Here is a 24,402-nt window from a genome sequence, read left to right on the forward strand (position 1 = left end):
TTCTTTAAGAGCCCGGTCGGTTCGAGCGTGCGAGTTCTTTAAGAACCGGCCGGTTCGAGCGTGCGGGTTCTTTAAAGTCCTGCCGGTTTGGCGGGTGTGAGTTCTTTGAAGAGTGGGAGATTGGGCTGTCGCTCAGACCAGTTCTGCTTGGCGTTCCAGTGGCTTGGCCGCTGCGGCCTCTCGGTGGCGGTGCACCAGGGATTCCGTGGTGATCACCACCAGGGCCAGCCAGACCAGGCCGAAACCGACCCAGCGGGCCGTGGTCATCTGCTCGTGGAAGACGACCAGGCCGATGACGAACTGGATGGTCGGGACGAAGTACTGCAGCAGGCCCATGGTGGTCATCGACACCTTGGTCGCGGCGGCGCCGAAGAGCAGGAGCGGGATCGCGGTGATCACGCCGGTGCCGATGAGCAGTACCGCGTTGAGCCAGCCCGCGTGGCCGAAGGTGCCGTTGCCCTGTGCGTGGTCGAAGACCAGGTAGGCCAGGGCGAACGGGGTGAGCAGCAGGGTCTCGACGGCCAGGCCCTCGGACGAGCCGACGTCGGCCTTCTTCTTCATCAGGCCGTAGGTGCCGAAGGAGAACGCCAGGGTCAGCGCGATCCACGGCAGCCTGCCGTAGTCGAAGGTCAGCTCCACGACCGCCGCCAGTGCGATGCCCAGGCCGAGCCACTGGGCCGGGCGCAGTCGTTCGCCGACGAACAGGACGCCCAGGGCGATGGTGACCAGCGGGTTGATGAAGTACCCGAGTGCTGTTTCGACGACCTGGTTGCTGTTGACGCCGTAGATGTACATGCCCCAGTTGAGGCCGATCGTGATCGCGCCCGCGCTGATGTAGCCGAGTCGGGTGCGGGTCTCGCGGAGCTTGGACCAGCGGCGGGTGACCGTGATGAGCACCAGCACCACCAGCAGCGACCAGACGATCCGGTGGGCCAGGATCTCGACCGGTCCGGCCGGGCGCAGCAGTGGCCAGTAGAGCGGGAAGAACCCCCAGCAGGCGTAGGCGAGGAAGCCCAACCAGAAACCCTGCCTGCTGCGCACCGGCTGCTCCGATCATCCCACCACTGAGGGGTCAGTGTCTCATTGGGACAGCGCCGGGTCGAGTGAGTTGTATTCCGGCAGTCCGGGCCCGCGCCGGTCAGCCGGTCGTCGTGCCGACCTTCTCGCCCTCGTCGACGTCGGTCGCCTGCTCGGGCTCAGTCGGTCGCGACCTGCCGATGACCACCTTGTCCGGGGCGTCGGCCAAGATCCCGCCCGCCGGGTCGTCGCCCGCGAACCGGCGCACCCGGTCGAGCGCCGGGTGGTAGATCTCATAGATCACCAGCACGCACAGGCCGATGACCGCCAGGTCGCGCAGCACCACGAAGCCGAGGAACCACTCCTCCGGCAGGCCCTTGTTGCTCTCGCCCAGGTAGTAGGCCATCCGCGGCGCCCAGACCAGGGCGTCGATGGTCATCCAGGCCAGCAGCAGCTTCCAGCGCGGGATCGCGAGCACGGCCAGCGGCACCAGCCACAGCGAGTACTGCGGGCTCCACACCTTGTTGGTCAGCAGGAACGCCGAGACCACCAGGAACGCCAGCTGCGCGACCCGCGGTCGGGTGCGCGCGTGCAGGCCGATGTAGGCGATTCCCGCGCAGAACAGCACGAACAGCAGCGCGCTCACCAGGTTGAGCCAGTGCGGCGACTCGCCGAAGGGCACCTGGCCGTCGAAGCCCTCCCAGCCGGTGAACTTCATCAGCACGTTGTAGAGCGAGTCCGGGTCCGCGCCGCGCTCGGAGTTGCGGCGGAAGAACTCCCACCAGCCGGGGCGCTCCAGGATGATCAGCGGCAGGTTGCAGGCGAGCCACACCCCCGCGGCCGCGCCCGCCGCCTGCCACCAGGCGCGCAGCTTGCCGGTGCGGACGCACAGGATCAGCAGCGGGCCGAGCAGGAACAGCGGGTAGAGCTTCGCCGCCGCGCCCAGCCCGAGCAGCACGCCCGCGACCACCGGGCGCTTGCGCGACCAGGCCAGCAGACCGCCCGCGGCGCACGCGGTGGCGAGGGTGTCGAAGTTGGTGAAGGCGTGCACCAGCACCAGCGGGGACAACGCGATGAACGCGACGTCCCACGGCCGGTGCTTGGCCGTTCGCCCGGTGGCCCAGATGGTGATCAGCCAGGCCAGCGCCAGCCAGAACGCGCTGATGTCGAAGTAGATCACCACCGGCAGCCCGGTCGGCAGCCAGCCCTGGTCGGCCAGCACCACCCAGCCCTGCGCCAGCTTCGCGTTGACCCACTGGAACATCCCGGTGATCACCGGGTACTCCATGTACCGCAGCTGCTGGGTCGGCTTGCCCTCGTCGTCGTACCAGGACGTCTCGTACGGGAAACCGCCCTTGTCCAGCCGCTCGGCGGAGTAGAGCGGGACGATGTCGGAGTAGCACATCGCCACGAACGGGCGGTTCGCCCGCCAGTCCAGCTCGAGCTTGCCGTTGGCCTCGTACTGCTGGGCGCAGGCGGCCTTGCCGAACCAGCTGAACGCCAGCGCCACGATCGCCAGCAGCAGCCCCACCCGCAGCGGGGTCCAGAACCAGTGCCTGCCGACCACCGCGTGCTCCCCGAGCGGACCGCCGATCGGCCCGGTGGCGCCCCTGGCCAACGGCTCCGTCCAGGACGGCCGGACCCGCTCGTGCGGGCCGAGGGTGGCGGTGTCGCTGACCTCACCGAGCCCGGGCGCGCGAACGTCCCCGGTGGGTGACTCGACCTCGTCGGGCCGAACTGGATCGCCTGGCACGCGGCGATGCTACGGCCTGCGGTGTGCGAACGGGGTAGGCCGGCGGGCAAATCCGGGGGGCAAATGACCGCGAGGCCGGGGACGTCGTCCCCGGCCTCGCTGATCTACACCGCGGTACCGCTAACCGCCCTGTCCCGGTAGTGGGATGTCCGTCCCGGTGGCGGTGGGACGGGTCTTGGTCGGCTTGCCGGTCGTGGTCGTGGTGGTCGGCGTGTCCTCCGGCGTGGTGGTCGTCGTGGTGACCGGCGGCGGCGACTCGCTGGTCGGCGCCGGGTTGCTGGGCGGCGTGGTCGGGCGCACCGAGCTGCTCGGCGCGATCGACGGCTCCGCCCGGCCGATCGGGACGAACCGGCCGAAGGTCTCCTTGGGCGCGCCCTGCAGGTAGGAGTTCATGAACTTCTGCCAGATCCGGCCGGGCCCGTTCGCACCGGAGATCGGCTTGCCACCCGCGTCGCGGACCGGCGCGCCCTTCTCACCGCTGAGCGACACCGCGGTGGAGATCTGCGGGGTGTAGCCCACCATCCACGCCTTGGCGTTGTCGTTGGTCTCGGTGCCGGTGCGGTCGGTGTACTGGTGGGTGCCGGTCTTGCCCGCGCAGAGCCGGTTGTTGGCGCACTCCACGTGCGAGTACTTCGGGATCGGCAGCAGCGCCTCGGTGACGTTGCGGGCGATCTTCTGGTTCTGGTCCGGGTCGTTCGGGGTGAACGCCAGGGTCTCCTGGTAGGTGGGCTCGGCGCCCGCCTCCCAGACCGTGGCACCGTCCGGGTACTGGATCTTGGCGATGATGTGCGCGGGCCTGCGCACCCCGCCCGAGGCGAAGGTGGCGTAGGCGGTGGCCATGTCCAGCGTGCTCACCCGGGTGTTGCCACCGCCGATGGCGATGTTGCTGTCCAGCGCCGCCTTGCTCAGGTCGCTGGCGACCCCGGCCTCCTTGGCCGCCTCGGCCACCTGCGGCGGGTGCACGTCCTTGACCACCATCCGGACGAAGACGGTGTTCAGCGACTCCTTCATCGCCTGCGCGACCGGGCATTGCACCCCGCAGGTCGTCTTCCCGGCGTTCTTGACCCGGGGGCCGCCGTTGCTGCCGGTGATGTCCGAGCTGTCGTAGGTCTCCCCGAGGCCCTTGCCCTCCTTGAGCAGGCCCACCAGGTCGAACGGCTTGAACGAGGACCCGGGCTCCTGCGGCGCGCCCGCCCAGTCGATGCCGTTGCCGTCGCGGCCCGAGTAGTAGGCCAGGATCGCGCCGTTCTTCGGGTCGACCGCCACCAGGCCGGGCTGCAGGTTCTCCGGCTGACCGTCCATCCCGCTCTTGACCGCTTCCTCGGCCAGCTGCTGGGCCCGGGGGTCGATCGTGGTGGTGATCCGGTACCCGTTCTTCTTGACCTTCTCCTCGGAGTAGCCGAGCTTGGTCAGCTCGTCCTGCACCAGCTCCGGGAACTTCGCGCGCGGGCCGTTCAGCGACACCGGCTTGGTCGTCTCCAGCGCCACCGGTGCCGGGAACTGGCCGCGGTCGGCCTCGACCATCCACTTGTTGGCGATCATCCGGTTGGTGACGAACTCCCACCGGCCCTGCTGGTAGGGCAGGTCCTTGGACCGCGCGGGCGACTGGATCATGCCCGCGAGCAGCGCGGCCTGCGACTTGGTGACCTGGTGCAGGTCGTCGATGTTGTAGTACGCCTTGGCCGCCGCCGCGATGCCGTACGCGCCCCGACCGAAGTAGATCGTGTTCAGGTACGCGGTGATGATGTACTTCTTGTCGTAGGTCTTGTTCATCTTGTAGGACTTCACGACCTCGACCCACTTGCGCCGCAGCGTGGGGTCCTCGTCGCCACTGGCCTTCTTGATGTACTGCTGGCTGATCGTCGAGCCGCCGCCCTCGCCGCCGGTGACCTGGTTCCAGGTCGCGCGCAGGATGCCGCTGATGTCGAAGCCCGCGTTGGTCTCGAAGCTCTGGTCCTCGGCCGCGTACACCGCGTGCTTGATGTCGTCGGGGATGTCCTCGGGGTTGAGCAGCACCCGGTTGGCGCCCGCGTCGGCGATCTTGGCCATCTCGTCGCCGTTGGCGTAGAGCAGCGTGACGACCTTGTCCTGGTCGCGCGCGACGTCGGCCGGGTTGTCCACGTCGACGAGCTGGTAGGTGATGAAGAACGCCAGCACCGGGCCGATGATCGCCAGGATCAGCAGCACGTAGCAGGTGCGCCGCACCCGTCGCCAGATCTTCTTGCGCCGCATGGTCTTCGACTCTTCTTCGGTGGGACCGGTGTCGTCGTCGCCGGTGCCCTGCGCACCGCTGGCGACGGGTTCCTCGTAGTCGTCGAACTCCGGCTCGCGGTGGGTCAGCAGCTCCGGCTCGGAGCGCGCCTGGCCGGGCGTCTTGTGCATGAAGACCGTCGGGTCCTCGGGCACCTGCGGCCGGACCGGCTTGCCCGCGGGCGGGAGGGCGACCGTCGTCTGGTCGCCGCCGCGGCCGGGCACGGGCAGCGCGGTGGTCGCGCCGGGGGGTGCCTGCCGGGGGCCGTTGGGCCCACCGGGGCCCATGGCCAGTCCGGGCGCGCCGCCGGGACCGCGACCGCCGGGCCCACCAGGACCGTTGGGGCCACCGGGACCGCCGGGCCCACGCGGTGGTCCGCCGTTCGGGCCGCGCCGGGTGCCGCCGGGTCCACCCTGGACCGGGCCGCCCTGATCACCGGGGCCACGTCCGGGCCCACCGTTCGGGCCGCCGGGGCCACGTCCGTTGCCGTTGCCGGGGCCGGGGCCACCGTTGCCGATTCCGCCGGGGCCGCCCACCCCTGGGCCGCCGGGTCCACCGGCCGCGCCAATCCCCGGGCCGCCGGGTCCGCCGGGCCTGCCACCAGGTCCACCAGGTCCACCGGTCGCGCCTACCGGGCCGGGCCCGCCTGGGCCACGCGGCGCGGCACCGGGTCCACCCGCGGGTCCGCTGCCGGGTCCACGCCCGCCGCCGGGGCCGCCGGGTCCACGCGGCGCGCCGCCGTCGGGTCCGCCGTGCGGTGCTCGGGTCGCGCCACCGGGAGTGCCCGCGCCGCTACCGGCGCCGCCACTACCGCCGCGGCCGCTGGGACCCGCGGGACCGCCGTCGCCCGCCGGGCCGTCGCCCTCGTCCTCCCACAGCGGGCTCCAGAACCCGGTGCGCTCCTCGCCGGACTGCTGCTGACCCGCACGCGCCTTCCCCGCGTCCGGGTCGTCGCCGGTGGGCCACTCCGGTTCTTGTCGTCGCCGCTGGTCGTCATGGTCGTTCACGAAAAGCCTCCCAGACCGATCGCCCCGGTCCGGGGCTTCGTTCGGTGGTCATGCGCGGCGGCGGTGGTGATGTGGCCTGTGCTGGGGACCGAGTCTCGCAGGCACATCACTCAGCTGCCGTCCTCCGGCGGGTTTTGGGCGTGCGAACGCCCCCCGATCCCAGGACGTATGACTGCACCAGGTGGTTCCAGGAACATGTCCGGCAAACCTCGACCGTGTAGACGGTGAACTCCTCGAACGTCGTCGCCATCTTGGCCAGCTCCTCGGGGGCGCGGGCCGAGCCGGACGCGTGCTTGAGCTCGTCGCCGTACACCCAGCTGACCTGGGTCAAGTGCTCCTTGCGGCAGACCGGACAGGTCACCTCGGTCGGCTGACCGTGGAACTTCGCGGCGCGCAGCAGGTACGGGTTCGCGTCGCACACCTCGTTGGTGCCGACCCGACCCGAGTAGACCTCGGCGAGCAGCGACCGGCGCTGCAACGCGTAGTCGACCACCTGCCGCTGCGTTCGCACGCCGACAGCCTACGCGGCGGCGTTATCACGGCGGTGAGCCGATTGGTCCAGCCGACATGCACCGTGGATCACATTCGTGACCTGCGGACCGCTGACCGGCGGCGATGCCCGGTCGACCGCCAAACCCCACCACCTGCGGCGTTTGCGTGGTGATTGACACACGCCCCCGAGTTGGCAACCCTGCTGATGTATCGGCACGATATAAGTGGCCAGTAGGTCACTCCTACATCGTGCCTCGTCTTGAGGAGGTGCCCGTGCTCGAGTTCGCGATCCTCGGGCTGCTCCATGAGGCCCCGATGCACGGCTACGAGCTGCGCAAGCGCTTGCACGACCTGCTCGGCACGCTGCGCGCGTTCTCCTACGGCTCGCTCTACCCGACGCTGCGGCGGCTGCTGCGGTCCGGGTGGATCGTGGAGGAGACGCCGGACGCGGAGTCGCGGTCGTGGGGCAGGCGGGGCAAGCGCGTCTACAAGCTCACCGCCGAGGGCAAGGAGCACTTCGCCGAACTGCTCGCCGACGCGGGTCCGCAGACCTGGGACGACGAGGGCTTCGGCATCCACATGGCCTTCTTCTCCCGCACGCCCGCCGAGGTCAGGATGCGCATCCTGGAGGGCAGGCGGCGCCGGGTCGAGGAGCGCCGCGAGGGCCTGCGCAGCTCGATGGCGCGGGCGGGCGAGCAGATCGACCGCTACACCAGGGAACTGCACCGGCTGGGGCTGGAGACCAGCGAGCGCGAGGTGCGCTGGCTGAACGAGCTGATCGCCCACGAGCAGAGCGAACAGCGCGATCCCACCGATTGACCGTCAGGCAGGCGAGGCGCCTGTGACGAGACCCCGCGCGGGCGGGGCTTGAAACGAGAAGGAGAACCGGCATGGGCGAGAACCGCCAGAGCGTGCGGGTGGCCATCGTCGGCGTCGGCAACTGCGCGGCGTCGCTGGTGCAGGGCGTGCACTACTACCGCGACGCGGACCCGGCCGCCCGGGTGCCCGGCCTGATGCACGTCCAGTTCGGCGACTACCACGTGCGCGACATCGAGTTCGTCGCCGCGTTCGACGTCGACGCCAAGAAGGTCGGCCGCGACCTGTCCGAGGCGATCGTGGCCAGCGAGAACAACACCATCAAGATCTGCGACGTGCCGCCGCTCGGGGTCACCGTGCAGCGCGGCCACACCTACGACGGCCTCGGCGAGTACTACCGCGAGATGATCACCGAGTCGGACGAGGAGCCCGCCGACGTGGTCGCCGCGCTGCGCGAGGCCGAGGTCGACGTGCTGGTGTCCTACCTGCCGGTGGGCTCCGAGGACGCCGACCGGTTCTACGCCCAGGCCGCCATCGACGCGGGCGTGGCCTTCGTCAACGCGCTGCCGGTGTTCATCGCCTCGGACCCCGAGTGGGCGGCGAAGTTCACCGCGGCCGGGCTGCCGATCGTCGGCGACGACATCAAGTCCCAGGTCGGCGCCACCATCACGCACCGGGTGATGGCCAAGCTGTTCGAGGACCGGGGGGTGGAGCTGCAGCGCACCTACCAGCTCAACTTCGGCGGCAACATGGACTTCATGAACATGCTGGAGCGCAAGCGCCTGCAGTCGAAGAAGATCTCCAAGACCCAGTCGGTCGTCTCGCAGATCCCGCACGAGATGGCCAAGGCGGACGTGCACATCGGCCCGTCGGACCACGTGCCGTGGCTCGACGACCGCAAGTGGGCCTACGTCCGGCTCGAGGGCCGTTCGTTCGGCGACACCCCGCTGAACCTGGAGTACAAGCTCGAGGTCTGGGACTCGCCCAACTCCGCGGGCGTGATCATCGACGCGGTCCGGGCCGCGAAGATCGCGCTGGACCGGGGCATCGGCGGGCCGATCCTGTCCGCGTCGAGCTACTTCATGAAGTCGCCGCCCGAGCAGTACGCCGACGACGACGCCTACGAGGCCGTCGAGGCGTTCATCCGCGGTGACGTCGAACGCTGAGCCGCACCGACCTGAGAGCCGCCATCCGCACCGGATGGCGGCTCTCGGCGTTCCGGGGCGTCACGGTCCGGCAGCGCATCGCGACGACCTGGGTGTGCCGCTGGGGTGTTCGCTCGCCGTTCACGTGAATGTCTGCTTTAACTGGTTTGCGGCTCCTACGGTCACGCCGTTCCCACTGACCACGTTGCCCGAATTCCCGGAGGCCATGTGTCCCCCACCGACGGCCGGATCTCGCTGCCGCTGCTGCCCCCGAACCACCCGCTCGGCAGGTCCTCGGTCACCTGCGAGTACCGCTGCGCCAACGCCTGCTCGCACGAGGCGCCCAACAGCTCGGACAACGCCTACTTCGGCGATGTCGTCCGCTCGATCGTCAGCCGTCGGGGCATGTTGAAGGCGGGGGCCGTGCTGGCCGTCGCGGGGGCCGGTGTCGCCGCCACCGGCACCGCTGCCGCCGCCGCGCCCGTCGATGCCGCCGGGGCCGAGCGCCACCGCCCGGGCAGGCCCGCGCGCGGGCTGAACTTCGAGGCCGTCGCACCCAACCGCGAGGACCGGATCGTCACGCCCGCCGGGTACCAGTCCGCGGTCGTCATCCGCTGGGGCGACGCGGTGCTGCCGGGGGCGCCCGCGTTCGACTTCGACAACCAGACCGCCGCCGCGCAGGCGAAGCAGTTCGGCTACAACAACGACTTCTGCGGCCTGGTCCCGCTCGACCACGACTCGTACCTGATGGGCTCGAACCACGAGTACACGACCGAGTCGTTCATGTTCAAGGGGTACAACGCCGCGACCCCGACCGAGGAGCAGGTCAAGATCGGCTGGGCCGGGCACGGCTTCTCGGTGGTCCGGGTGGACCGCGAGCGGCGCAGCGGCAAGCTGCTGCCCAGGCTCGACCGCAAGTACAACCGGCGGATCACGGTGACCTCGAAGTTCGAGTTCACCGGTCCGGCCGCGGGCAGCCAGTTCCTGCGCACCACCGTCGACCCGACCGGCCGCCAGGTCTTCGGCACCTTCGGCAACTGCGCGGGCGGGGTCACCCCATGGGGCACCATCCTCTCCGGCGAGGAGAACTTCAACGGCTACTTCGGCAACGGCGACAAGGTCACCGACCCGGTCGCGGTGCCGCGGATCGCCCGCTACGGCACCCCCAAGGGTGAGAGCACCCGCAAGTGGGAGCGGTTCGACCCGCGCTTCGACCTGTCGAAGGACCCCAACGAGTTCAACCGGCACGGCTGGATCGTCGAGATCGACCCGCTGGAGCCGAACTCGACGCCGGTGAAGCACACCGCGCTGGGCCGGTTCAAGCACGAGGGCGCCACCATCCAGGTCGCCCGCGACGGCCGCGTCGTGTGCTACCTCGGTGACGACGAGCGCTTCGACTACATCTACAAGTTCGTCTCCAAGGAGCGCTACCGCCCGGGCAACAGCTCCCACACGCGCGCGCACAACAAGAAGCTGCTCACCGAGGGCACCCTCTACGTCGCGCAGTTCACCGGCGACAGCCCGGCCACCGAGTTCGATGGCACCGGCAAGCTGCCCGCCGACGGTGCCTTCGACGGCTCCGGCAAGTGGATCAAGCTGGTCTCCGGCAACGAGTCCTTCGTGGAGGGCTTCACCGCCGAGGAGGTCTACGTCTTCACCCGCCTGGCCGCGGACAAGGTCGGCGCGACGAAGATGGACCGCCCCGAGGACGTCCAGCCCAACCCGGTGACCGGCCGTGTGTACGCCGCGCTGACCAACAACACCGACCGCGGCAAGCCGGGCAAGGAAGGCCCGACCGAGATCAACCCGCGCAACGGCAACCGGCACGGGCACGTGCTGGAGTGGGAGGAGGCCCGCGGCGACCACACCGCGACCACCTTCGCCTGGCGCCTGCTGCTGGTCTGCGGCGACCCCACCTCGCCCGACACCTACTTCGGCGGCTACGACAAGACCCAGGTCAGCCCGATCTCCTGCCCGGACAACGTCGCGTTCGACCGCTACGGCAACCTGTGGATCGCCACCGACGGCAACGCGCTGGGCTCCAACGACGGCCTGTTCGCGGTGCCCACCGAGGGCCGCGAGCGCGGTCACCTCAAGCAGTTCCTCACCGTGCCGGTCGGCGCCGAGACCTGCGGCCCGGTCGTCGAGGAGGACTTCATCCTGGTGTCGGTCCAGCACCCGGGCGAGCTCGACGGCGCCAGCGCCGACAACCCGCTCGCGCACTGGCCCGACGGCGGCACCTCGCAGCCGCGCCCGTCGGTCGCGGTGATCTGGAAGTCCGGCTGCCGAGTCGGCGACTGAGCATGCCGGGCACTGGGCCGGTCGAGGTGTGCGTCCGCTGGGAACGGAAGCCTTGTCCAGCAGCGGACTCGTCGAACACCCGGCCTGCCCGGTGCCCGACCGCTGAGCGACGTGTGCCCGCTGTCGATCCGACAGCGGGCACACGGCTAGGTTGGGCGCCATGCCCCTGGCCCTGATCACCGGCGCGTCCCGCGGCATCGGCGCCGCCACCGCCCGCGCGCTGGCCGACACCCACTCGCTGCTGCTGGGCGGTCGCGACCTGGTCGCACTGCAAGCCCTGGCCGACGAACTGCCCGACGCCCGACCGTGGCCAGTCGAGCTGACCGACCCGGCGGCGCTCACCGCGGGCACCTCCGGTCTGTCCTCTTTGGACGTCCTGGTGCACTCGGCCGGGGTGGCCCGGGTCGGCCCGCTCACCGAGGCGACCGCCGACCTGTGGCGCACCACCTACGAGGTCAACGTCATCGCGGTCGTCGAACTGACCCGCTTGCTCCTACCGGCATTGCGCTCCGCACGCGGCCAGGTCGTCCTGGTCAACTCCGGCGCGGGCCGAACGGCCAACGCGGGCTGGGGTCCCTACGCGGCCAGCAAGTTCGCACTCCGGGCCTACGCCGACGTCCTGCGCGCGGAAGAGGAAACCTCCGGCATCCGAGTCACCTCGATCTACCCGGGCCGCACCGACACGGCAATGCAGAAGATCGTCCGCGCTGACGAGGGCGGGGACTACCAGCCAGACAACTACCTACGCCCGGAATCGGTCGCCACTGCCATCCGGACGGCGGTACTGGCCTCGGATGACGCACACCTCACCGAACTCATCCTCCGCACCCGCCCCACCCGATAGATCGTGCTCTTGGCTTTCCCTTTCCCCTTCCCTTTCTCTTGCCCGTTCTCTTGCCCTTGATCCCTAATTCCTAAGCCCTGCGGAACGCAACACCCGTTACGGATGTGCTCGATCTGGCGGACTCCCTTTGTGTGGGGGAGGAGTGCCGCTAACCTTGACCTGGTGGTGGGGATGCCCTTCACCCCACGCTTTTTCCCCACAGCGGTGCTCTAGGGGCCCCGCGCAAAGGGAGTTCGCCAGATCGAGCCCGCTCTTAGTCGGGCAACCCGTATGAGCTACGTTTCATGAACCGGGCGTAGCCCATACAGGTTGCCCGACTAAGACGGCGCTCGATTCAGTGAACTCACTTCGTGCGGGGCCCCTAGAGCACCGCGGTGGTGAAAAAAGGGCGGGTGAAGGGCATCCCCACCACACGGAAAGTTTAGCGGTACTCTCCCCCCACACGAAGTGAGTCCACTGAATCGAGCACTGGCGTAGCGGGTGTTGCGTAGCGTGGGGCTTGAGATCTAAAGATTGTGTCGGCTCGCGGCTGTTGGGGGCTTGAGATTTAGGGATTGTCGTGGCTCGCGGCTGCATGGGGCTCGGGATTTAGGGATGCGCCGCATTGGGTTGAGTTCTTGGGCTTGGGCCTTGTGTTGTGGCCGGGTCAGTTCGTGAGGGCTGGGACTTCGATGCCGGTGAGGCGTCGGGTCACCTTTCCCGCTGCTGCCTGTGCCTCGCGACGGTCGACCTGTGTCGGTTCGCCCGCTGCCACTACCTGCTCCCCCGCCACCCAGACATCGGTGATCGTGCGGGAGCCTGCTGTCCACACCAGGTTCGACAGCAGGTGTTCGTCTGCCACGTCGACTCCCGCCGCGAACGCCGGGTCGTCGATGCCGACGTGCACCACATCCCCCCATGCGCCCAAGGTCAGTGACCCGATGTCGTCTCGGCCCAGGGCCGTTGCGCCGCCACGGGTGGACATCAGCAGCAGGTCGGCTGCGGTGAGCGCTGTTGAGTCCATGGTGGACACGCGGGCGAGCATCCCGGCCAGCCTCAGTTCCTCCCACAGGTCCAGGTCGTCGTTGCTGGCGGGCCCGTCCGTGCCCAGCCCGATCGGGACCCCGGCCGCGCGCAGGGCCGTCACCCGGGCGATCCCGGAGGCCAGTTTGGCGTTGGAGCCCGGGCAGTGCGCTACCCCGACCCCGCGTCGGGCGAACAGTGCGATGTCGTCGTCGGACAGGTGTACCGCGTGCGCGGCCAGGACTCGTCCGTCGAGCAGGTTCGCCTTCTCGAGGAGTGCGGGTACTGAGCCGTGTTCCGCGCGTTGGGCGATGTCCTCCTGCAGGGACTCCGCGACGTGGATCTGGACCAGCGCGCCCCGGGCGCGGGCCTCGGTGCCGACCAGGGTCAGGACCTCGGGGGTGAGGGTGTACGCCGAGTGCGGGCCGTAGCCCAGTTCCACGCGGTCGCCCGGGCCGAAGCGGAGGCCGTCGGTGTCGATCCACCTGCTCACGCCGTCGAGTTGGCTGCGCCAGTCCCAGCCGGGGGCGTCGATGATCGCGGGTGCCAGCACCAGGCGGGCACCGGTGTCGAGTGTCGCCCTGGCCACGTCTTCGCCGTGGAAGTACATCTCCGCGCTCGTGGTCACGCCCGCGCGCAGCATCTCGACCGAACCCAGGACCATGCCCGCGTAGACGTCGGCCGCGTTGAGCCGGGACTCGGCGGGCCAGATGACCTCGGTGAGCCAGCGCATCAGCGGGAGGTCGCCGCCCATCCCGCGCAGGACCGTCATCGGGCTGTGCGCGTGTGCGTTCACCAGGCCCGGCAACAGGATCCCGGTCAACCGGCGCACTTCGCCGTCGAACTCGCCCGCCGTGCTGATTGGTCCACAGTGGATGATCCGACCGGTGTCGTCCAGGTCGACGACGGCGTCGCGCAGCACCGAGCAGGACGGGTCGCAGGGCAGCACGACGGGGGCGTGCAGGCGCAGGCTCATGGCCTGATCCTGCCACCGCGCCGGTCAGCGGCCGCGGGCTGGGAGCTGGCGCAGGAACGCCGGGTGCCCGCTGGACTCGACGGCGGGCACGTACACCTCGGCCGAGTGCTCCACGCGCACGCCCGCCGCGTCGAACGAGTGCAGGACGGCGCGGTTGAGCTCGACGGCGACGCGGTCGCGCCAGAGGGTGCGCTCGGAGGTGGTGTCCAGGCCGAGCTTGGCCGCGACGGTCGCCGCCATGGCGTAGGCGCCGTCCTCGGCCAGCACGTCCTCGCCGATGGCGCGGCAGATGTAGACGCCGTTGTAGGGCGCGGCCGGGTAGTCGATGCCGCCGATGTGCAGGCGGGTGTTGCTGATCACCGGCACCGCGTGCCAGCGCAGGCCCAGCCCGGCGAACCAGGGCAGCTCCGGGTGCCGCAGCGGCACCTCGAGCACCGCGTCGCGCGGGAGCGGGAACAGCCGCACGCCGTCGCTCTCCACCACCAGCGGCAGCAGGTCGAACGGCCCGCGGCTGACCGGCGGGCGCCAGCCGAGCCTGCACACCCCGGTGGTGAAGTCGAGGTAGCGGCGGTCGCCGAGCACGCGCTCGCCCTCGCGGTAGCCCGCGTACCGGACGAGCTGGTCGTTGCGGATGCGCGGCCCGGGTCGCCACGGCGAGTCCGGCGCGAACACGCTCACCACCGGCCGCACCGCGCCGCCGCTGGTGGCCATCCGCAGGTGGTGCACGCACTCGGCGGCGACCGCCGCGGGCTCGCGGACCTCGCGCAGGTCGCGCACCAGCAAACCGCGCCAGGGCACCTCCTCCGGGCACCAGCCGCTCTCGCGCAGCGCGACCCGGGCGCCGAACGCGAGTTCGCCGGGGGTGTGCCGGTAGGTGCCGGTGGCGGCGATCTCGGCGCGCACCTTGGCCAGCCGGGCGCCGATCGGGCCCGCCTTGGGCCGGGCGCCGTGGAACATCCGCAGGAACCGCTCCGCGGCGTGGTAGAGCGAGTTGCCGACCGGGCGGCCAGGAGCCGGGGTGATGAGGTCGTCGCGCAGGGCGGTCACATCACTGATATCGGTACCCGGGCAGTTCAGCTCGACTACTCGGACGTGTGGTCCTCGGCGAGGATGGGTGACTGACGGTCAGTCCTTCACTCGTTCGAAGAGCAAATCCCGACTGATCCGTCCTTCGTCCTGGGCCCGCGACTCGAACTTGGTGACCGGTCGCCAGTCCGGGCGCGGCGCCCAGCCGTCGTGCTGGTTGCGCAGCAGTGGCTCCGCGGTGAGCACTTCGAGCATCTGCTCGGCGTAGTGCTCCCAGTCGGTGGCCAGGTGGACGGTCCCGCCGGGGACGAGCCGGGAGGCGACCAGCGCGATGAACTCCGGCTGCACCAGCCGCCGCTTGTGGTGCTTCTTCTTCGGCCACGGGTCCGGGAAGTAGATCCGCACGGCGGCCAGCGACCCGGGCGCGATGTGCTCGGTGAGCAGCACGACCGCGTCACCGCGCAGCAGCCGCAGGTTCGTCAGCTCCATCGCCTCGGCGCGCAGGATCAGCTGGGCCAGCCCGGGCTCGTAGACCTCGACGGCCAGGTAGTTCAGCTCCGGCGCGGCCTGCGCCAGCCGGGAGGTGGTCTCGCCCATGCCGGAGCCGATCTCCAGCAGCACCGGTGCCCGCCTGCCGAACCAGGAGTCGGTGTCCAGCGGCCCGGCGGGCAGCTCGCCGACCTGCTTGCCCAGCTCCGGCCAGCGCCGGTCCCAGGCCCGCACCTGGCCCACGGTCATCCGGCCACCGCGGTGCACGAAGCTGACGACGGTGCGCTTGGGCGGTCCCTGGTCGGCCCCGGTCACGGGGTCGGTCGCTGTCGTGGGGTCGGTCGAAGTCACGGGGACAGCCTGCCACCCGACCCGACCACGCCCAGCCCTAGGCCGGGCGCAGGGACTCCAGCCTGGACAGGTTGGCGCGCAGGTCGGGTATGCCGCCGACGGCGATGGGCGCGGGCGGGCGGCCCGCGTGCACGGCCACCACGTCCACCCAGCCGGGGTGGCGGTGGGTGTGCGCCAGCGTGGTCGGCATCCCGGGCTCGGCCAACGCGCGCTCGGAGGGCATGTACTCCCAGTAGCCGGTGTCCCCGTCGATCCCCCACGGCACGAAGATCCAGCCGGGGCGGGCGTCGAGGAGCTTGGCGACCCGGTCCTCCACCGCGAAGCCCTCGCGGCGGGAACCCATGCTGCCCGCGGCGACGGCGCGCAGCCACCACGGCGCGGGCAAGCCGGGTTCGGCGCTCGCCGCCGCGCGGTAGAGGGCGAGGACCTGGGCCTCCGGGGCCCGGTGCACCCAGGCCCGGCGCGCCTGCCCGGGCGCGCCTGCCGCGGGGGTGCTGGGCTGCTCCAGGGCCTCGGACCATTCGAGGCCGATCAGGGGTTCGACGTGCAGGCCGCGTTGGGCCTTCGAGGCGCTGGAATCAAGCACCGTCAAGGTCCACCTCCAAGGGCTCCGAGACGGGTCCGTGTGTCCATCTGACCCCGGGACCGTAAGCGACGTCCGCAAGCTGTGGGGGGCCTCACAGCTTCTTAACGTGGTCTTAATCCCTCTGCTTGTTGTAGGAAACTCCGCGCCCCGGCGCCAGAGTCGGAAGACCTCAGGCGTCGCGGCGGTTGGCGGTGACCAGGGCCGCGGCGAGCACCACCAGGGAGATTCCCGCGAAGTAGACGAGGTAACCCCACGGTCCGAACGCCGGGTCCGGGATCCGTTGGCCCACCCCGATGAACTGGTCGGCGGCCACGAACGGCATCCAGCGGTGGATGTCCTCCCCCGCCGTCGGGATCAGCTGGATCAGGTTCTCCACCAGCAGCGAGTACACCAGCAGCAGCGCCACCGCACCCGCGGTCTGGCGCACCAGGATCCCCACGCCCAGGGCCAGGACCGCGGCCAGGGCGAACACCAGGCCCTCGCCCGCGACCGAGCGCCAGTCGTCCGCCGAGTCCAGCGCGAGGTCGGCCGACGGCTTGAGCAGCCTGCTGACCCCCCACGAGCCGAACGCCACCAGCTCGCCGAGCACACCCGCCAGCGCGGCCACGACCGCGGTCTTGGCCAGCAGCGCGGCGATCCGGTTGGGGGTGGCCTGGAACGTGCTGCGGATGGTGGAGAAGCGGTACTCGGTGGTGACCGCGAGCGCGGCCAGCACCATGACCACCGACCGGCCGAGGTTGGCCGTGGCCTGCGTGGTCGTCACCCCCACCTCAAGGCCACCGTTCGCCTGGCCCACCAGCAGCGCGGTGAACCCGATCGGGAGCACCACGGCGGCCAGCCCGCACCACCACGGTGACCTGGTGCTGAACAGCTTGATCCGCTCGGCGGTCAGCAGGCTCATGCGGGCGGTGCCTCCTCGGTAGCCCCGGCGGGCTCAGCGGGCGCGGTGTGCTGGTCGGTGTGCGCGGTGTACTCGACGGTGTCGCCGGTGAGCTGGATGAACGCCTCCTCCAGCGAGCCGATCTGCGGGTTGAGCTCGTGCAGCACGATCTTGTTGGCCGCCGCCAGCTCGCCGATCGCCGCACTGTCCACACCGGACACCCGGATCGCGTCGCCGTCGGCCACCAGCGAGACCCCGTCGGCGCGCAGCAGCTCGGTGAGCCGGTCCAGCTCGGGGCTGCGCACCACCACGGTGTTCTCGGTGGCGTTGGCGATGAAGTCGTCGACGGTGCCCTGGTAGATCAGCTTGCCGCGGCCGATGACCACCAGGTCCTGCGCGGTCTGGGCCATCTCGGAGAGCAGGTGGCTGGAGACGAACACCGTGCGCCCCTCGGCGGCCAGCCGGTGCATGAAGCGGCGGATCCACAGGATGCCCTCGGGGTCGAGCCCGTTGACCGGCTCGTCGAACAGCAGCACCCGCGGGTCGCCCAGCAGCGCGCCCGCGATGCCCAGGCGCTGCGACATGCCCAGGGAGAAGCCGCCGGCGCGCTTGTTCGCCACCGCCGTGAGGCCGACGATGTCGAGCACCTCGTCGACCCGGGAGTACGGGAGCTTGCTCGCCGCGGCCAGCCACCGCAGGTGGGCGCGCGCGGAGCGGTTGGGGTGCACCCACTTCGCGTCGAGCAGCGCGCCCACCGTGGTGAGCGGGCGCTTGAGGTCGCGGTAGTGCTCGCCATCGATGCGCACGTCACCGGAGGTCGGGCGGTCCAGCCCGAGGATCATCCGCATCGTGGTGGACTTGCCCGCGCCGTTCGGGCCGAGGAAACCGGTGACCCGGCCCTCGCCGACGCCGAACGAGAGGTTGTCGACCGCGACGGTGCGGCCGTAGTGCTTGGTCAGACCGGTCGCCTCGATCATGGCCCCGATCTTGGCACGTTCGCCCACCGGACGCCGGACGTGCGCGAGCCCGGGCCACCCCCCGAAGGTGACCCGGGCCCACGCGTCCCCGAGATGGTCCGGCCGTTCCCCGAATGACCGGCCGGACCGCTGGTCTAGGCGTCGCGCCGGTTGGCGACGACGAGTGCGGTGCCCAGCAGCACGGCGGCGACACCGGCGAAGTAGGCCAGCGCGCCCCACGCGCTCAGCGGCATCTCCGGGTCGACCCCGTTGAGGAACCGGCCCGCGTTGACGTACGGCATCCAGTTCCGCAGGTCGTCGCCGACCCGCGGGATCAGGCCGACCAGGTTCTCCGCCAGCAGCGGCCAGATGAGCAGGATCGAGATGGCCCCCGCCGACTGGCGGACCAGGATCCCCACCGCGACCGCCATGACCGCGGCCACGCCGTAGACGAGTCCGACCCCGGCGACCATGCGCAGGTCGCCGCTGTCGCGGATGGACAGCTCCGGGCCGCCGTCGATCAGCTTGGCGACCGCCCAGGAACCGAACGCGGTGATCTCGCCGACCACCACGGCCAGGCCGGTGACCACCGCGGTCTTGGCCAGCAGGATGGAGGTGCGGTTGGGCACCGCCTGGAAGGTCGTGCGGATGGTGGCGAAGCGGTACTCGGTGGTGACCGCCAGCGCCGCCATCACCGTGATGATCATGAGGCCGAACTGGGAGCCGAACTGGCTGTGCTCCACGGTGAGCGGGCGGTCCCCGGCGTGGGTGAGCGCGACCATCCCGGCCAGGCCGACCGTGATGCCCAGGGTCATGATCATCGACCACCACGGCGAGCGGGTGGTGAACAGCTTGATCCGCTCGGTGGCGAGCAGCGCGGTCATCAGGCGTCCCTCCGGTTCGCGACCGCCAGGGCGATCACCAGCAGCACCGCGGCGAAGCCCGCGAAGTAGGCCAGCGCGGCCCACGGGCCCAGCGTGGCGTCCGAGAGCGGCGGGCCGAAGTTGACGTCCCGCCCGGTCGGGTCGGGGTTGCCGGTGACGAACTGGTGGGCCATGTTGAACGGCAGCCACTTGTGGATCTTCGGGCCGACGTTCGGGATCAGCACGATCAAGCCCTCGACGAGCAAGTTGTAGATCAGCACCAGCGAGATCGCGCCCGCCGAGTGCCGCACCAGCACCCCGACGGCCACCGCGACCACCGCGGCGACGGCGTAGACCAGGCCGACCCCGGCGACCGCGCGCCACTCGTAGGCGGTGTTCAGGGTCAGGTCGACCCCCGGCTTGATCAGCTTGCCGATGCCCCAGGAGCCGAACGCGGCGATCTCGCCGACGATCCCGGCCAGCACGGCCACGACCGCCGTCTTGGCCAGCAGCGCCGACCAGCGGTTGGGCACCGCGAGGAAGGTGGCCCGCATGGTGGAGAAGCGGTACTCGGTGGTGATCGCCAGGCCGGCCATGACCATGACCACGACCAGGCCGAAGTTGTACCCGAACTGGGTGGCGGCCACCGTCAGCGGCGCCTGGGCGTCCGCGGTGCCCGCCATGAGCGCGGCGAAACCGATCGTCACGGCCAGCGCCGCCACCGTGCACCACCACGGCGAGCGGGTGGTGAACAGCTTCATCCGTTCGACAGCGAGGAGTGTCATGTCGTCACTTCCCCGCGGGCACGAGCGTCGCCGGGACCTGGCCCTCGGCGATCTCGGTGTGGTACTCGACCGAGTCACCGGTGAGCTGCATGAACGCCTCCTCCAGCGAACCGCGCTGCGGGCTGAGCTCGTGCAGCACGGTGCCGGTCTGCGCGGCCAGCTCGCCGATGTCGGCGCAGTCCATCCCGGACACGATCAGGCTCTCGCCCTCGTCCCGGATGGACACCCCGGTGCGGCCCAGCGCCGTGCGCAGCGCGCCCAGCTGCGGGCTGCGCACCCGCACGGTGTTCTCGGTGGCCTGGGAGACGAAGTCCTCGGTGCTGCTCTGCGAGATCAGCTTGCCGCGGCCGATGACGACGAGTTCCTGCGCCGTTAACGCCATCTCCGAGAGCAGGTGGCTGGAGACGAACACCGTGCGGCCCTCGTCGGCCAGCCGGTGCATGAACTTGCGGATCCAGAGGATGCCCTCGGGGTCCAAGCCGTTGACCGGCTCGTCGAACAGCAGCACCTGCGGGTCGCCGAGCAGCGCCGCGGCGATGCCCAACCGCTGGGACATGCCCAGCGAGAAGCCGCCCGCGCGCTTGCCCGCCACCGCGCTGAGCCCGACGATGTCGAGCACCTCGTCGACGCGCTTGGCGGGCAGCCGGTTGGACTTGGCCATCCATGCCAGGTGCGCGCGGGCCGACCGGTTCGGGTGGACCCACTTGGCGTCCAGCAGCGCCCCGACGGTGCGCAGCGGCTGGTGCAGGTCGCGGTAGCGCTTGCCGTCGATCAGCGCCGAGCCCCCACTCGGCGTGTCCAGGCCCAGGATCATCCGCATGGTGGTGGACTTCCCGGCACCGTTCGGACCGAGGAAGCCGGTCACCCGCCCGGTCGGGACTGTGAACGACAGGTTGTCGACGGCGAGCGTCTTGCCATATCGCTTGGTGAGGCCGACTGCCTCGATCATGGTGTACTCCTAGTGCTAGGTACCTCGTGTGACGCGCATCCCCATCGCGCCCCGTCCCCCGGCTGACCCAGCGAATACTTCCCGCCCGGCACGCCGCACCGCGTCGTCCTGTGGTCGCCCCTCGGGGTCAGCTTCCAGAGGTAGCCTCCATCAGCCCTGGGGCTGGCGGAATCCGTGACCACCCTGAGTGGACCCTGATCCGGTGCGCGGTCCACATAGGGGTGACAGGGTTAATGAACCATGCTTCAATAACGGCGTGGCCCGCCCCAAGACCATCACCGACCAGCGGTTGCTGGACGCGGCGCACGAGGTGATCGCCCGGGTCGGACCCGGGTTCACCCTGGCCCAGGTCGCCGCCGAGGCCGGTGTGTCGGTCGGCACCGTGGGCGGGCGGTTCGGCTCGAAGGCCGGGCTGCTGCGGGCGCTGTTCGCGCACGCGACGGCCGTGGTCGCGGTCGGGATGCGCACGGCGGCGGAGGCCGAGGACGACCCGGTGGCGGGCCTGCGGGCGGCCGCGACGGTCACCTTCGTCTCCCTCGGCGACGCCGAGAGCGCCGCCAACCACCTGAGCCAGCTGGGGTTCGACCTGATCGACCCGCACCTGCGGGCCATGTTGGGCACGCACTTCGAGGTGATGCAGGACGAACTGCGGCGCGCTTTCCGCCGGGCGGCACCGCTGCTGCCCGGTGCACCGGGCGAGGACCTGGCCTCCCGCGTGCTGCTGTCCCTGGTGAACGGCATTTCCATCGACTGGTCCATCCGCCCGCACGGGCGCCTGGTGGACCGGTTGTCCGACGACGTCGACGCGGTCCTCACGGCGTGGGGCCGCAGGTGAGCTGGGAGGACGAACGGTGACTGGGCAACTGGCGGGGAAGGCCGCGGTCGTGACGGGCGCGACCCGGGGCTGCGGCCGCGGCATCGCGGTCGAACTCGGCGCGGCGGGCGCGACGGTATACGTGACCGGCCGCACGACGCGGGCGAGCGCGTCGCCGATGAAGCGCCCGGAGACCATCGAGGACACCGCGGAACTGGTCGACGCGGCAGGCGGCAAGGGCATCCCGGTGCGCTGCGACTTCACGGTCGTGTCCGATGTGGACGCCCTGCGCGACCGGATCGCCGCCGACCACGGCCACATCGACGTCCTGGTCGACGACGTCTGGGGCGGCGACCCGTTCGTCGAGTTCGGCACCCCGCTCTGGGAGTCCGATTTGGACAAGGGACTCGGGGTGGTGCACAACGGCCTGGACACCCACATCATCGCCCTGCACCGCCTGCTGCCGCTGGTGGTGAAACAGCGAGGCGGCTTGGTCATCGAGGTGACCGACGGCGACAACGACCACTACTGGGGCGTCGGGATCCCGTACTACCTGGTCAAAGCAGGCGTCCGGGCAATCGGCCGGGTCCTGGGCGAAGACCTCAAGGCGCACGGCGCAACCGGCCTTTCGGTGACCCCGGGATTCCTGCGCTCGGAAATGATGCTGGAGGTCTTCGGCGTGACCGAGGAGAATTGGCGGGAGGGTGTGGCCAAGGACCCCAACTACATCATGGCCGAGACCCCGCGCTACCTCGGCCGCGCGATCGCCGCATTGGCGGCGGACCCGGCGGTCTCCCGCTTCGCGGGCAAGACCATGGCGAGCTGGACGTTGATGCGCGAGTACGGCTTCACCGACGTCGACGGCTCGCAGCCGGACTGGGGCCGCTGGTTCGACGACGTGGTCGCCAAGGGCCTGGACCCGAAGACAGTGGACGCAACCAACTACCGGTAGCGAAGCAGGTAGGCGGAAATAGGTAGGCGGAAATCGGTAGGGCCGAGTTCCGCCAACCTCGACTTGGCAGCGCAAATGCTCGATTGGGTGGATTGGCTTTGTTTGGGGAGAGAAGAGGCGCTAGCCTGGTTCCGGCGTGGGTGATCCCTTTCCCACCCGCTTCACCCCGGCGCCTCTTCTCTTAGGGGCCCCGAACAAAGCCAATCCACCCAATCGAGCGCCACAGCGGAGTGAACAGTTCCACCGCAAAACAAGACTCAGACGTCGCCGGGGCGGACCAGGCCGGTCTCGTAGGCGAGCACCACGGCCTGGACCCGGTCCCGGAGCTCCAATTTGGACAGGACGCGCCCCACGTGGGTCTTCACCGTCGCCTCGGACAGGAACAGCTTCCGGGCGATCTCGGTGTTCGACAGCCCCTGGGCCATCAGCACCAGGACTTCCCGCTCCCGCTCGGTGAGCACGTTGAGCACCGAGGCGTCCCGCAGCTCCCCGCCGCCGGGTCCCAGGAACCGGTCCAACAACCGCCGGGTGACGCTCGGGGAGACGACCGCGTCGCCGCTGGCCACCGAGCGCAGTGCGGAGACCAGGTGGCTCGGGGGTGTGTCCTTGAGCAGGAACCCGCTGGCCCCGCAGCGCAACGCGGACAGGGCGTACTCGTCGAGGTCGAAGGTGGTCATCACCAGCACCTTGGAGGTGCCGTTCTCGGTGATCACCTTGGTCGCCTCGACGCCGTCGAGCACCGGCATCCGGACGTCCATCAGCACCACGTCCGGGCGCAGCCGCTCGGCCAGCTCGATCGCCGCGCGGCCGTCGCCTGCCTCGCCGACGACCTCCATGTCCTCTTGCGCGCCGAGCACCATGCGGAAGCCGACCCGCATCAGCTCTTGGTCGTCCACCAGCACAACCCTGATCACGCGTCCCAACGTAGACCTCGCAGCCGCGGCTTCACGCGGTGGTCACCGGGAGCACTGCCCGGACCCGCCAGCCGCCCTCGGTGTGCGGGCCCGCTTGCAGGGTCCCGCCGAACACGTTCGCCCGCTCCCGCATGCCGATCAGCCCGTTGCCGCCCACCGCGGTGAGGCCCTTGCGGGAGCTGCCCGGTCCACGGTCGGTGATGTCGAGTTCCACCCGGTCCCCCACCCGGGTGACCTGCACGGCCGCGGTCGCCCCCGGGCCCGCGTGCTTGATCGTGTTGGTCAGCGCCTCTTGGACGATGCGGTAGATGCCCAGGCCGACACCGGCGGGCAGGTCGTCCAGCTCGCCTGCCAGGTCCAGACGCACCGGCACGCCGATCGCGCGCACCCGCTCGGCCAGGTCCGAGATGGACTGCGCGCCCGGCTGCGGGGCGCGGTCGGACTCGGTGTCGTCGCTGCGCAGCACGCCCAGCAGGCGCCGCAGTTCGGTGAGGGCCTCCCGGCCGGTGGCCGAGATCGTGTTGAGCGCCCGCTCGGCCATCTCCGGCTGCGAGCGGACCGCGTAGGCCGCGCCGTCGGCCTGCACCACGATGACGCTGACCGCGTGCGCCACCACGTCGTGCAGCTCGCGGGCGATGCGCGCGCGCTCCTGGCCGACGGCGATCCTGGCCTGCTGGTCGCGCTCGGTCTCCAGCAGGTCCAGCCGCCGTTCGACCTCGCTGTGGTAGGCCCGGCGGGCGCCCATGAACTCGCCGAGCACCCAGCAGAAGGCGAAGATCACCACGATGACCAGCGTCGGCAGCACCCCCGCGGGCATGTCCAGCCGCCAGATCGCCCAGATGGTGACGCCGACGGCCAGCCACAGCACGTAGAGGGCGCCCTGCCTGCGCCCGACGTAGGCGACCACGGTGTAGAGCGAGATCCCCAGCGCGATGTCGGCCACCCGGATGCGCGCGTCGGTCTGGTTCAGCGCCGCGGCGGAGTGGGTCAGCAGCTGGGCGAAGCCCGCGGCCAGGATCAGGTAGGCCGAGAGCAGCGGGTCGCGCCTGCGCACCACCAGCGGCCCGAGCAGCGCGACGCCGACGAGGAAGAACGCGACCGGTTGCACCCCGCCGGGCATGCTGATGACGGTGAGCAGCTCCATGCAGGCCAGCACCGCCGCGATGACGCAGTCCCCGGCGATGGGGTGCCTCTTCATCCACATGCTCAGCCGTCGCACCAGGTGAGCGTAGG

Annotated in this window: 21 protein-coding genes; 6 read left to right on the plus strand and 15 right to left on the minus strand. The window is 70.5% G+C overall.

Features of this window, described 5'->3' with window-relative positions; genetic code table 11:
• Window positions 1-132 precede the first annotated feature (132 nt).
• The 4 genes from rarD to QSK30_RS05265 all read right to left on the minus strand — a co-directional run bounded on the left by rarD (window position 133) and on the right by QSK30_RS05265 (window position 6,539).
• Window positions 133-1,041 (minus strand): EamA family transporter RarD, encoded by a 909-nt coding sequence (gene rarD, locus QSK30_RS05250; RefSeq protein ID WP_285500023.1) that lies wholly within the window; start codon window positions 1,039-1,041, stop codon window positions 133-135.
• 97 nt (window positions 1,042-1,138) lie between these two features.
• Window positions 1,139-2,770, minus strand: a complete 1,632-nt coding sequence (locus QSK30_RS05255; RefSeq protein WP_285500025.1) for a glycosyltransferase family 87 protein — start codon at window positions 2,768-2,770, stop codon at window positions 1,139-1,141.
• A gap of 120 nt (window positions 2,771-2,890) precedes the next feature.
• Entirely contained in the window at window positions 2,891-6,028 is a 3,138-nt protein-coding gene (locus QSK30_RS05260; RefSeq protein WP_285500027.1) for a transglycosylase domain-containing protein, read from the minus strand.
• Between the two features lie 106 nt (window positions 6,029-6,134).
• Entirely contained in the window at window positions 6,135-6,539 is a 405-nt protein-coding gene (locus QSK30_RS05265; RefSeq protein WP_285500029.1) for a DUF5318 domain-containing protein, read from the minus strand.
• Window positions 6,540-6,793: 254 nt separating this feature from the next.
• On the opposite strand from QSK30_RS05265, the gene QSK30_RS05270 reads away from it, so the two are divergent.
• The 4 genes from QSK30_RS05270 to QSK30_RS05285 all read left to right on the plus strand — a co-directional run bounded on the left by QSK30_RS05270 (window position 6,794) and on the right by QSK30_RS05285 (window position 11,626).
• Entirely contained in the window at window positions 6,794-7,339 is a 546-nt protein-coding gene (locus tag QSK30_RS05270) for a PadR family transcriptional regulator (protein WP_285500030.1), read from the plus strand.
• A gap of 71 nt (window positions 7,340-7,410) precedes the next feature.
• Window positions 7,411-8,502, plus strand: coding sequence for an inositol-3-phosphate synthase (locus QSK30_RS05275; protein WP_285500032.1), 1,092 nt, complete (start codon window positions 7,411-7,413; stop codon window positions 8,500-8,502).
• 207 nt (window positions 8,503-8,709) lie between these two features.
• Entirely contained in the window at window positions 8,710-10,782 is a 2,073-nt protein-coding gene (locus QSK30_RS05280) for a PhoX family protein (RefSeq protein WP_285500033.1), read from the plus strand.
• 160 nt (window positions 10,783-10,942) lie between these two features.
• Window positions 10,943-11,626: an SDR family oxidoreductase gene (locus QSK30_RS05285; RefSeq protein WP_502871794.1), complete on the plus strand. Its 684-nt coding sequence runs from the start codon at window positions 10,943-10,945 to the stop codon at window positions 11,624-11,626.
• Window positions 11,627-12,272: 646 nt separating this feature from the next.
• On the opposite strand, the gene QSK30_RS05290 is transcribed toward QSK30_RS05285, so the two are convergent.
• The 9 genes from QSK30_RS05290 to QSK30_RS05330 all read right to left on the minus strand — a co-directional run bounded on the left by QSK30_RS05290 (window position 12,273) and on the right by QSK30_RS05330 (window position 20,489).
• Window positions 12,273-13,604, minus strand: coding sequence for an amidohydrolase family protein (locus QSK30_RS05290; protein WP_285500035.1), 1,332 nt, complete (start codon window positions 13,602-13,604; stop codon window positions 12,273-12,275).
• Window positions 13,605-13,628: 24 nt separating this feature from the next.
• Window positions 13,629-14,651 carry a nitric oxide synthase oxygenase gene (locus QSK30_RS05295; protein WP_285500036.1) on the minus strand — a complete coding sequence of 341 codons (1,023 nt, stop codon included), beginning with the start codon at window positions 14,649-14,651 and terminating at the stop codon, window positions 13,629-13,631.
• Window positions 14,652-14,729: 78 nt separating this feature from the next.
• The gene (trmB, locus tag QSK30_RS05300) at window positions 14,730-15,368 is read right to left on the minus strand and encodes a tRNA (guanosine(46)-N7)-methyltransferase TrmB (protein WP_285500401.1); all 639 of its coding nucleotides are present in this window, start codon (window positions 15,366-15,368) and stop codon (window positions 14,730-14,732) included.
• Window positions 15,369-15,507: 139 nt separating this feature from the next.
• Window positions 15,508-16,056: a hypothetical protein gene (locus tag QSK30_RS05305; RefSeq protein ID WP_352231546.1), complete on the minus strand. Its 549-nt coding sequence runs from the start codon at window positions 16,054-16,056 to the stop codon at window positions 15,508-15,510.
• 169 nt (window positions 16,057-16,225) lie between these two features.
• Window positions 16,226-16,957, minus strand: coding sequence for a hypothetical protein (locus QSK30_RS05310; RefSeq protein ID WP_285500038.1), 732 nt, complete (start codon window positions 16,955-16,957; stop codon window positions 16,226-16,228).
• Window positions 16,954-17,913 carry an ABC transporter ATP-binding protein gene (locus QSK30_RS05315; protein ID WP_285500039.1) on the minus strand — a complete coding sequence of 320 codons (960 nt, stop codon included), beginning with the start codon at window positions 17,911-17,913 and terminating at the stop codon, window positions 16,954-16,956. The genes QSK30_RS05310 and QSK30_RS05315 overlap by 4 nt, the downstream gene beginning before the upstream one ends.
• Before the next feature lie 134 nt (window positions 17,914-18,047).
• Window positions 18,048-18,776, minus strand: coding sequence for an ABC transporter permease (locus QSK30_RS05320; protein WP_285500040.1), 729 nt, complete (start codon window positions 18,774-18,776; stop codon window positions 18,048-18,050).
• A complete protein-coding gene (locus QSK30_RS05325; protein ID WP_285500041.1) occupies window positions 18,776-19,540 on the minus strand; it encodes an ABC transporter permease in 765 nt (254 codons plus the stop codon). The genes QSK30_RS05320 and QSK30_RS05325 overlap by 1 nt, the downstream gene beginning before the upstream one ends.
• Before the next feature lie 4 nt (window positions 19,541-19,544).
• Entirely contained in the window at window positions 19,545-20,489 is a 945-nt protein-coding gene (locus QSK30_RS05330) for an ABC transporter ATP-binding protein (RefSeq protein ID WP_285500042.1), read from the minus strand.
• Between the two features lie 256 nt (window positions 20,490-20,745).
• Between QSK30_RS05330 and QSK30_RS05335 the strand changes: the two genes are divergently transcribed.
• Both QSK30_RS05335 and QSK30_RS05340 read left to right on the plus strand, forming a co-directional pair.
• A complete protein-coding gene (locus QSK30_RS05335; RefSeq protein ID WP_285500043.1) occupies window positions 20,746-21,324 on the plus strand; it encodes a TetR/AcrR family transcriptional regulator in 579 nt (192 codons plus the stop codon).
• Between the two features lie 28 nt (window positions 21,325-21,352).
• Window positions 21,353-22,255 carry an SDR family oxidoreductase gene (locus tag QSK30_RS05340; protein ID WP_285500403.1) on the plus strand — a complete coding sequence of 301 codons (903 nt, stop codon included), beginning with the start codon at window positions 21,353-21,355 and terminating at the stop codon, window positions 22,253-22,255.
• 257 nt (window positions 22,256-22,512) lie between these two features.
• On the opposite strand, the gene QSK30_RS05345 is transcribed toward QSK30_RS05340, so the two are convergent.
• Both QSK30_RS05345 and QSK30_RS05350 read right to left on the minus strand, forming a co-directional pair.
• Window positions 22,513-23,169 (minus strand): response regulator, encoded by a 657-nt coding sequence (locus QSK30_RS05345; RefSeq protein ID WP_285500044.1) that lies wholly within the window; start codon window positions 23,167-23,169, stop codon window positions 22,513-22,515.
• Window positions 23,170-23,200: 31 nt separating this feature from the next.
• Entirely contained in the window at window positions 23,201-24,352 is a 1,152-nt protein-coding gene (locus QSK30_RS05350; RefSeq protein WP_502871799.1) for a sensor histidine kinase, read from the minus strand.
• Between the last annotated feature and the right edge of the window lie 50 nt (window positions 24,353-24,402).

Origin of the sequence: Actinokineospora sp. NBRC 105648, from assembly GCF_030269645.1 — a bacterium.
GTDB lineage: Bacteria > Actinomycetota > Actinomycetes > Mycobacteriales > Pseudonocardiaceae > Actinokineospora.

Excerpts from the sequence above, each read along its gene's own strand:
- QSK30_RS05275 (WP_285500032.1), top strand. The coding sequence starts at position 7,411 with ATGGGCGAGAACCGCCAGAGCGTGCGGGTGGCCATCGTCGGCGTCGGC.
- QSK30_RS05285 (WP_502871794.1), top strand. The coding sequence starts at position 10,943 with ATGCCCCTGGCCCTGATCACCGGCGCGTCCCGCGGCATCGGCGCCGCC.
- QSK30_RS05290 (WP_285500035.1), bottom strand. The coding sequence starts at position 13,604 with ATGAGCCTGCGCCTGCACGCCCCCGTCGTGCTGCCCTGCGACCCGTCC.
- trmB (WP_285500401.1), bottom strand. The coding sequence starts at position 15,368 with ATGACCGTGGGCCAGGTGCGGGCCTGGGACCGGCGCTGGCCGGAGCTG.
- QSK30_RS05310 (WP_285500038.1), bottom strand. The coding sequence starts at position 16,957 with ATGAGCCTGCTGACCGCCGAGCGGATCAAGCTGTTCAGCACCAGGTCA.
- QSK30_RS05315 (WP_285500039.1), bottom strand. The coding sequence starts at position 17,913 with ATGATCGAGGCGACCGGTCTGACCAAGCACTACGGCCGCACCGTCGCG.
- QSK30_RS05320 (WP_285500040.1), bottom strand. The coding sequence starts at position 18,776 with ATGACCGCGCTGCTCGCCACCGAGCGGATCAAGCTGTTCACCACCCGC.
- QSK30_RS05325 (WP_285500041.1), bottom strand. The coding sequence starts at position 19,540 with ATGACACTCCTCGCTGTCGAACGGATGAAGCTGTTCACCACCCGCTCG.
- QSK30_RS05330 (WP_285500042.1), bottom strand. The coding sequence starts at position 20,489 with ATGATCGAGGCAGTCGGCCTCACCAAGCGATATGGCAAGACGCTCGCC.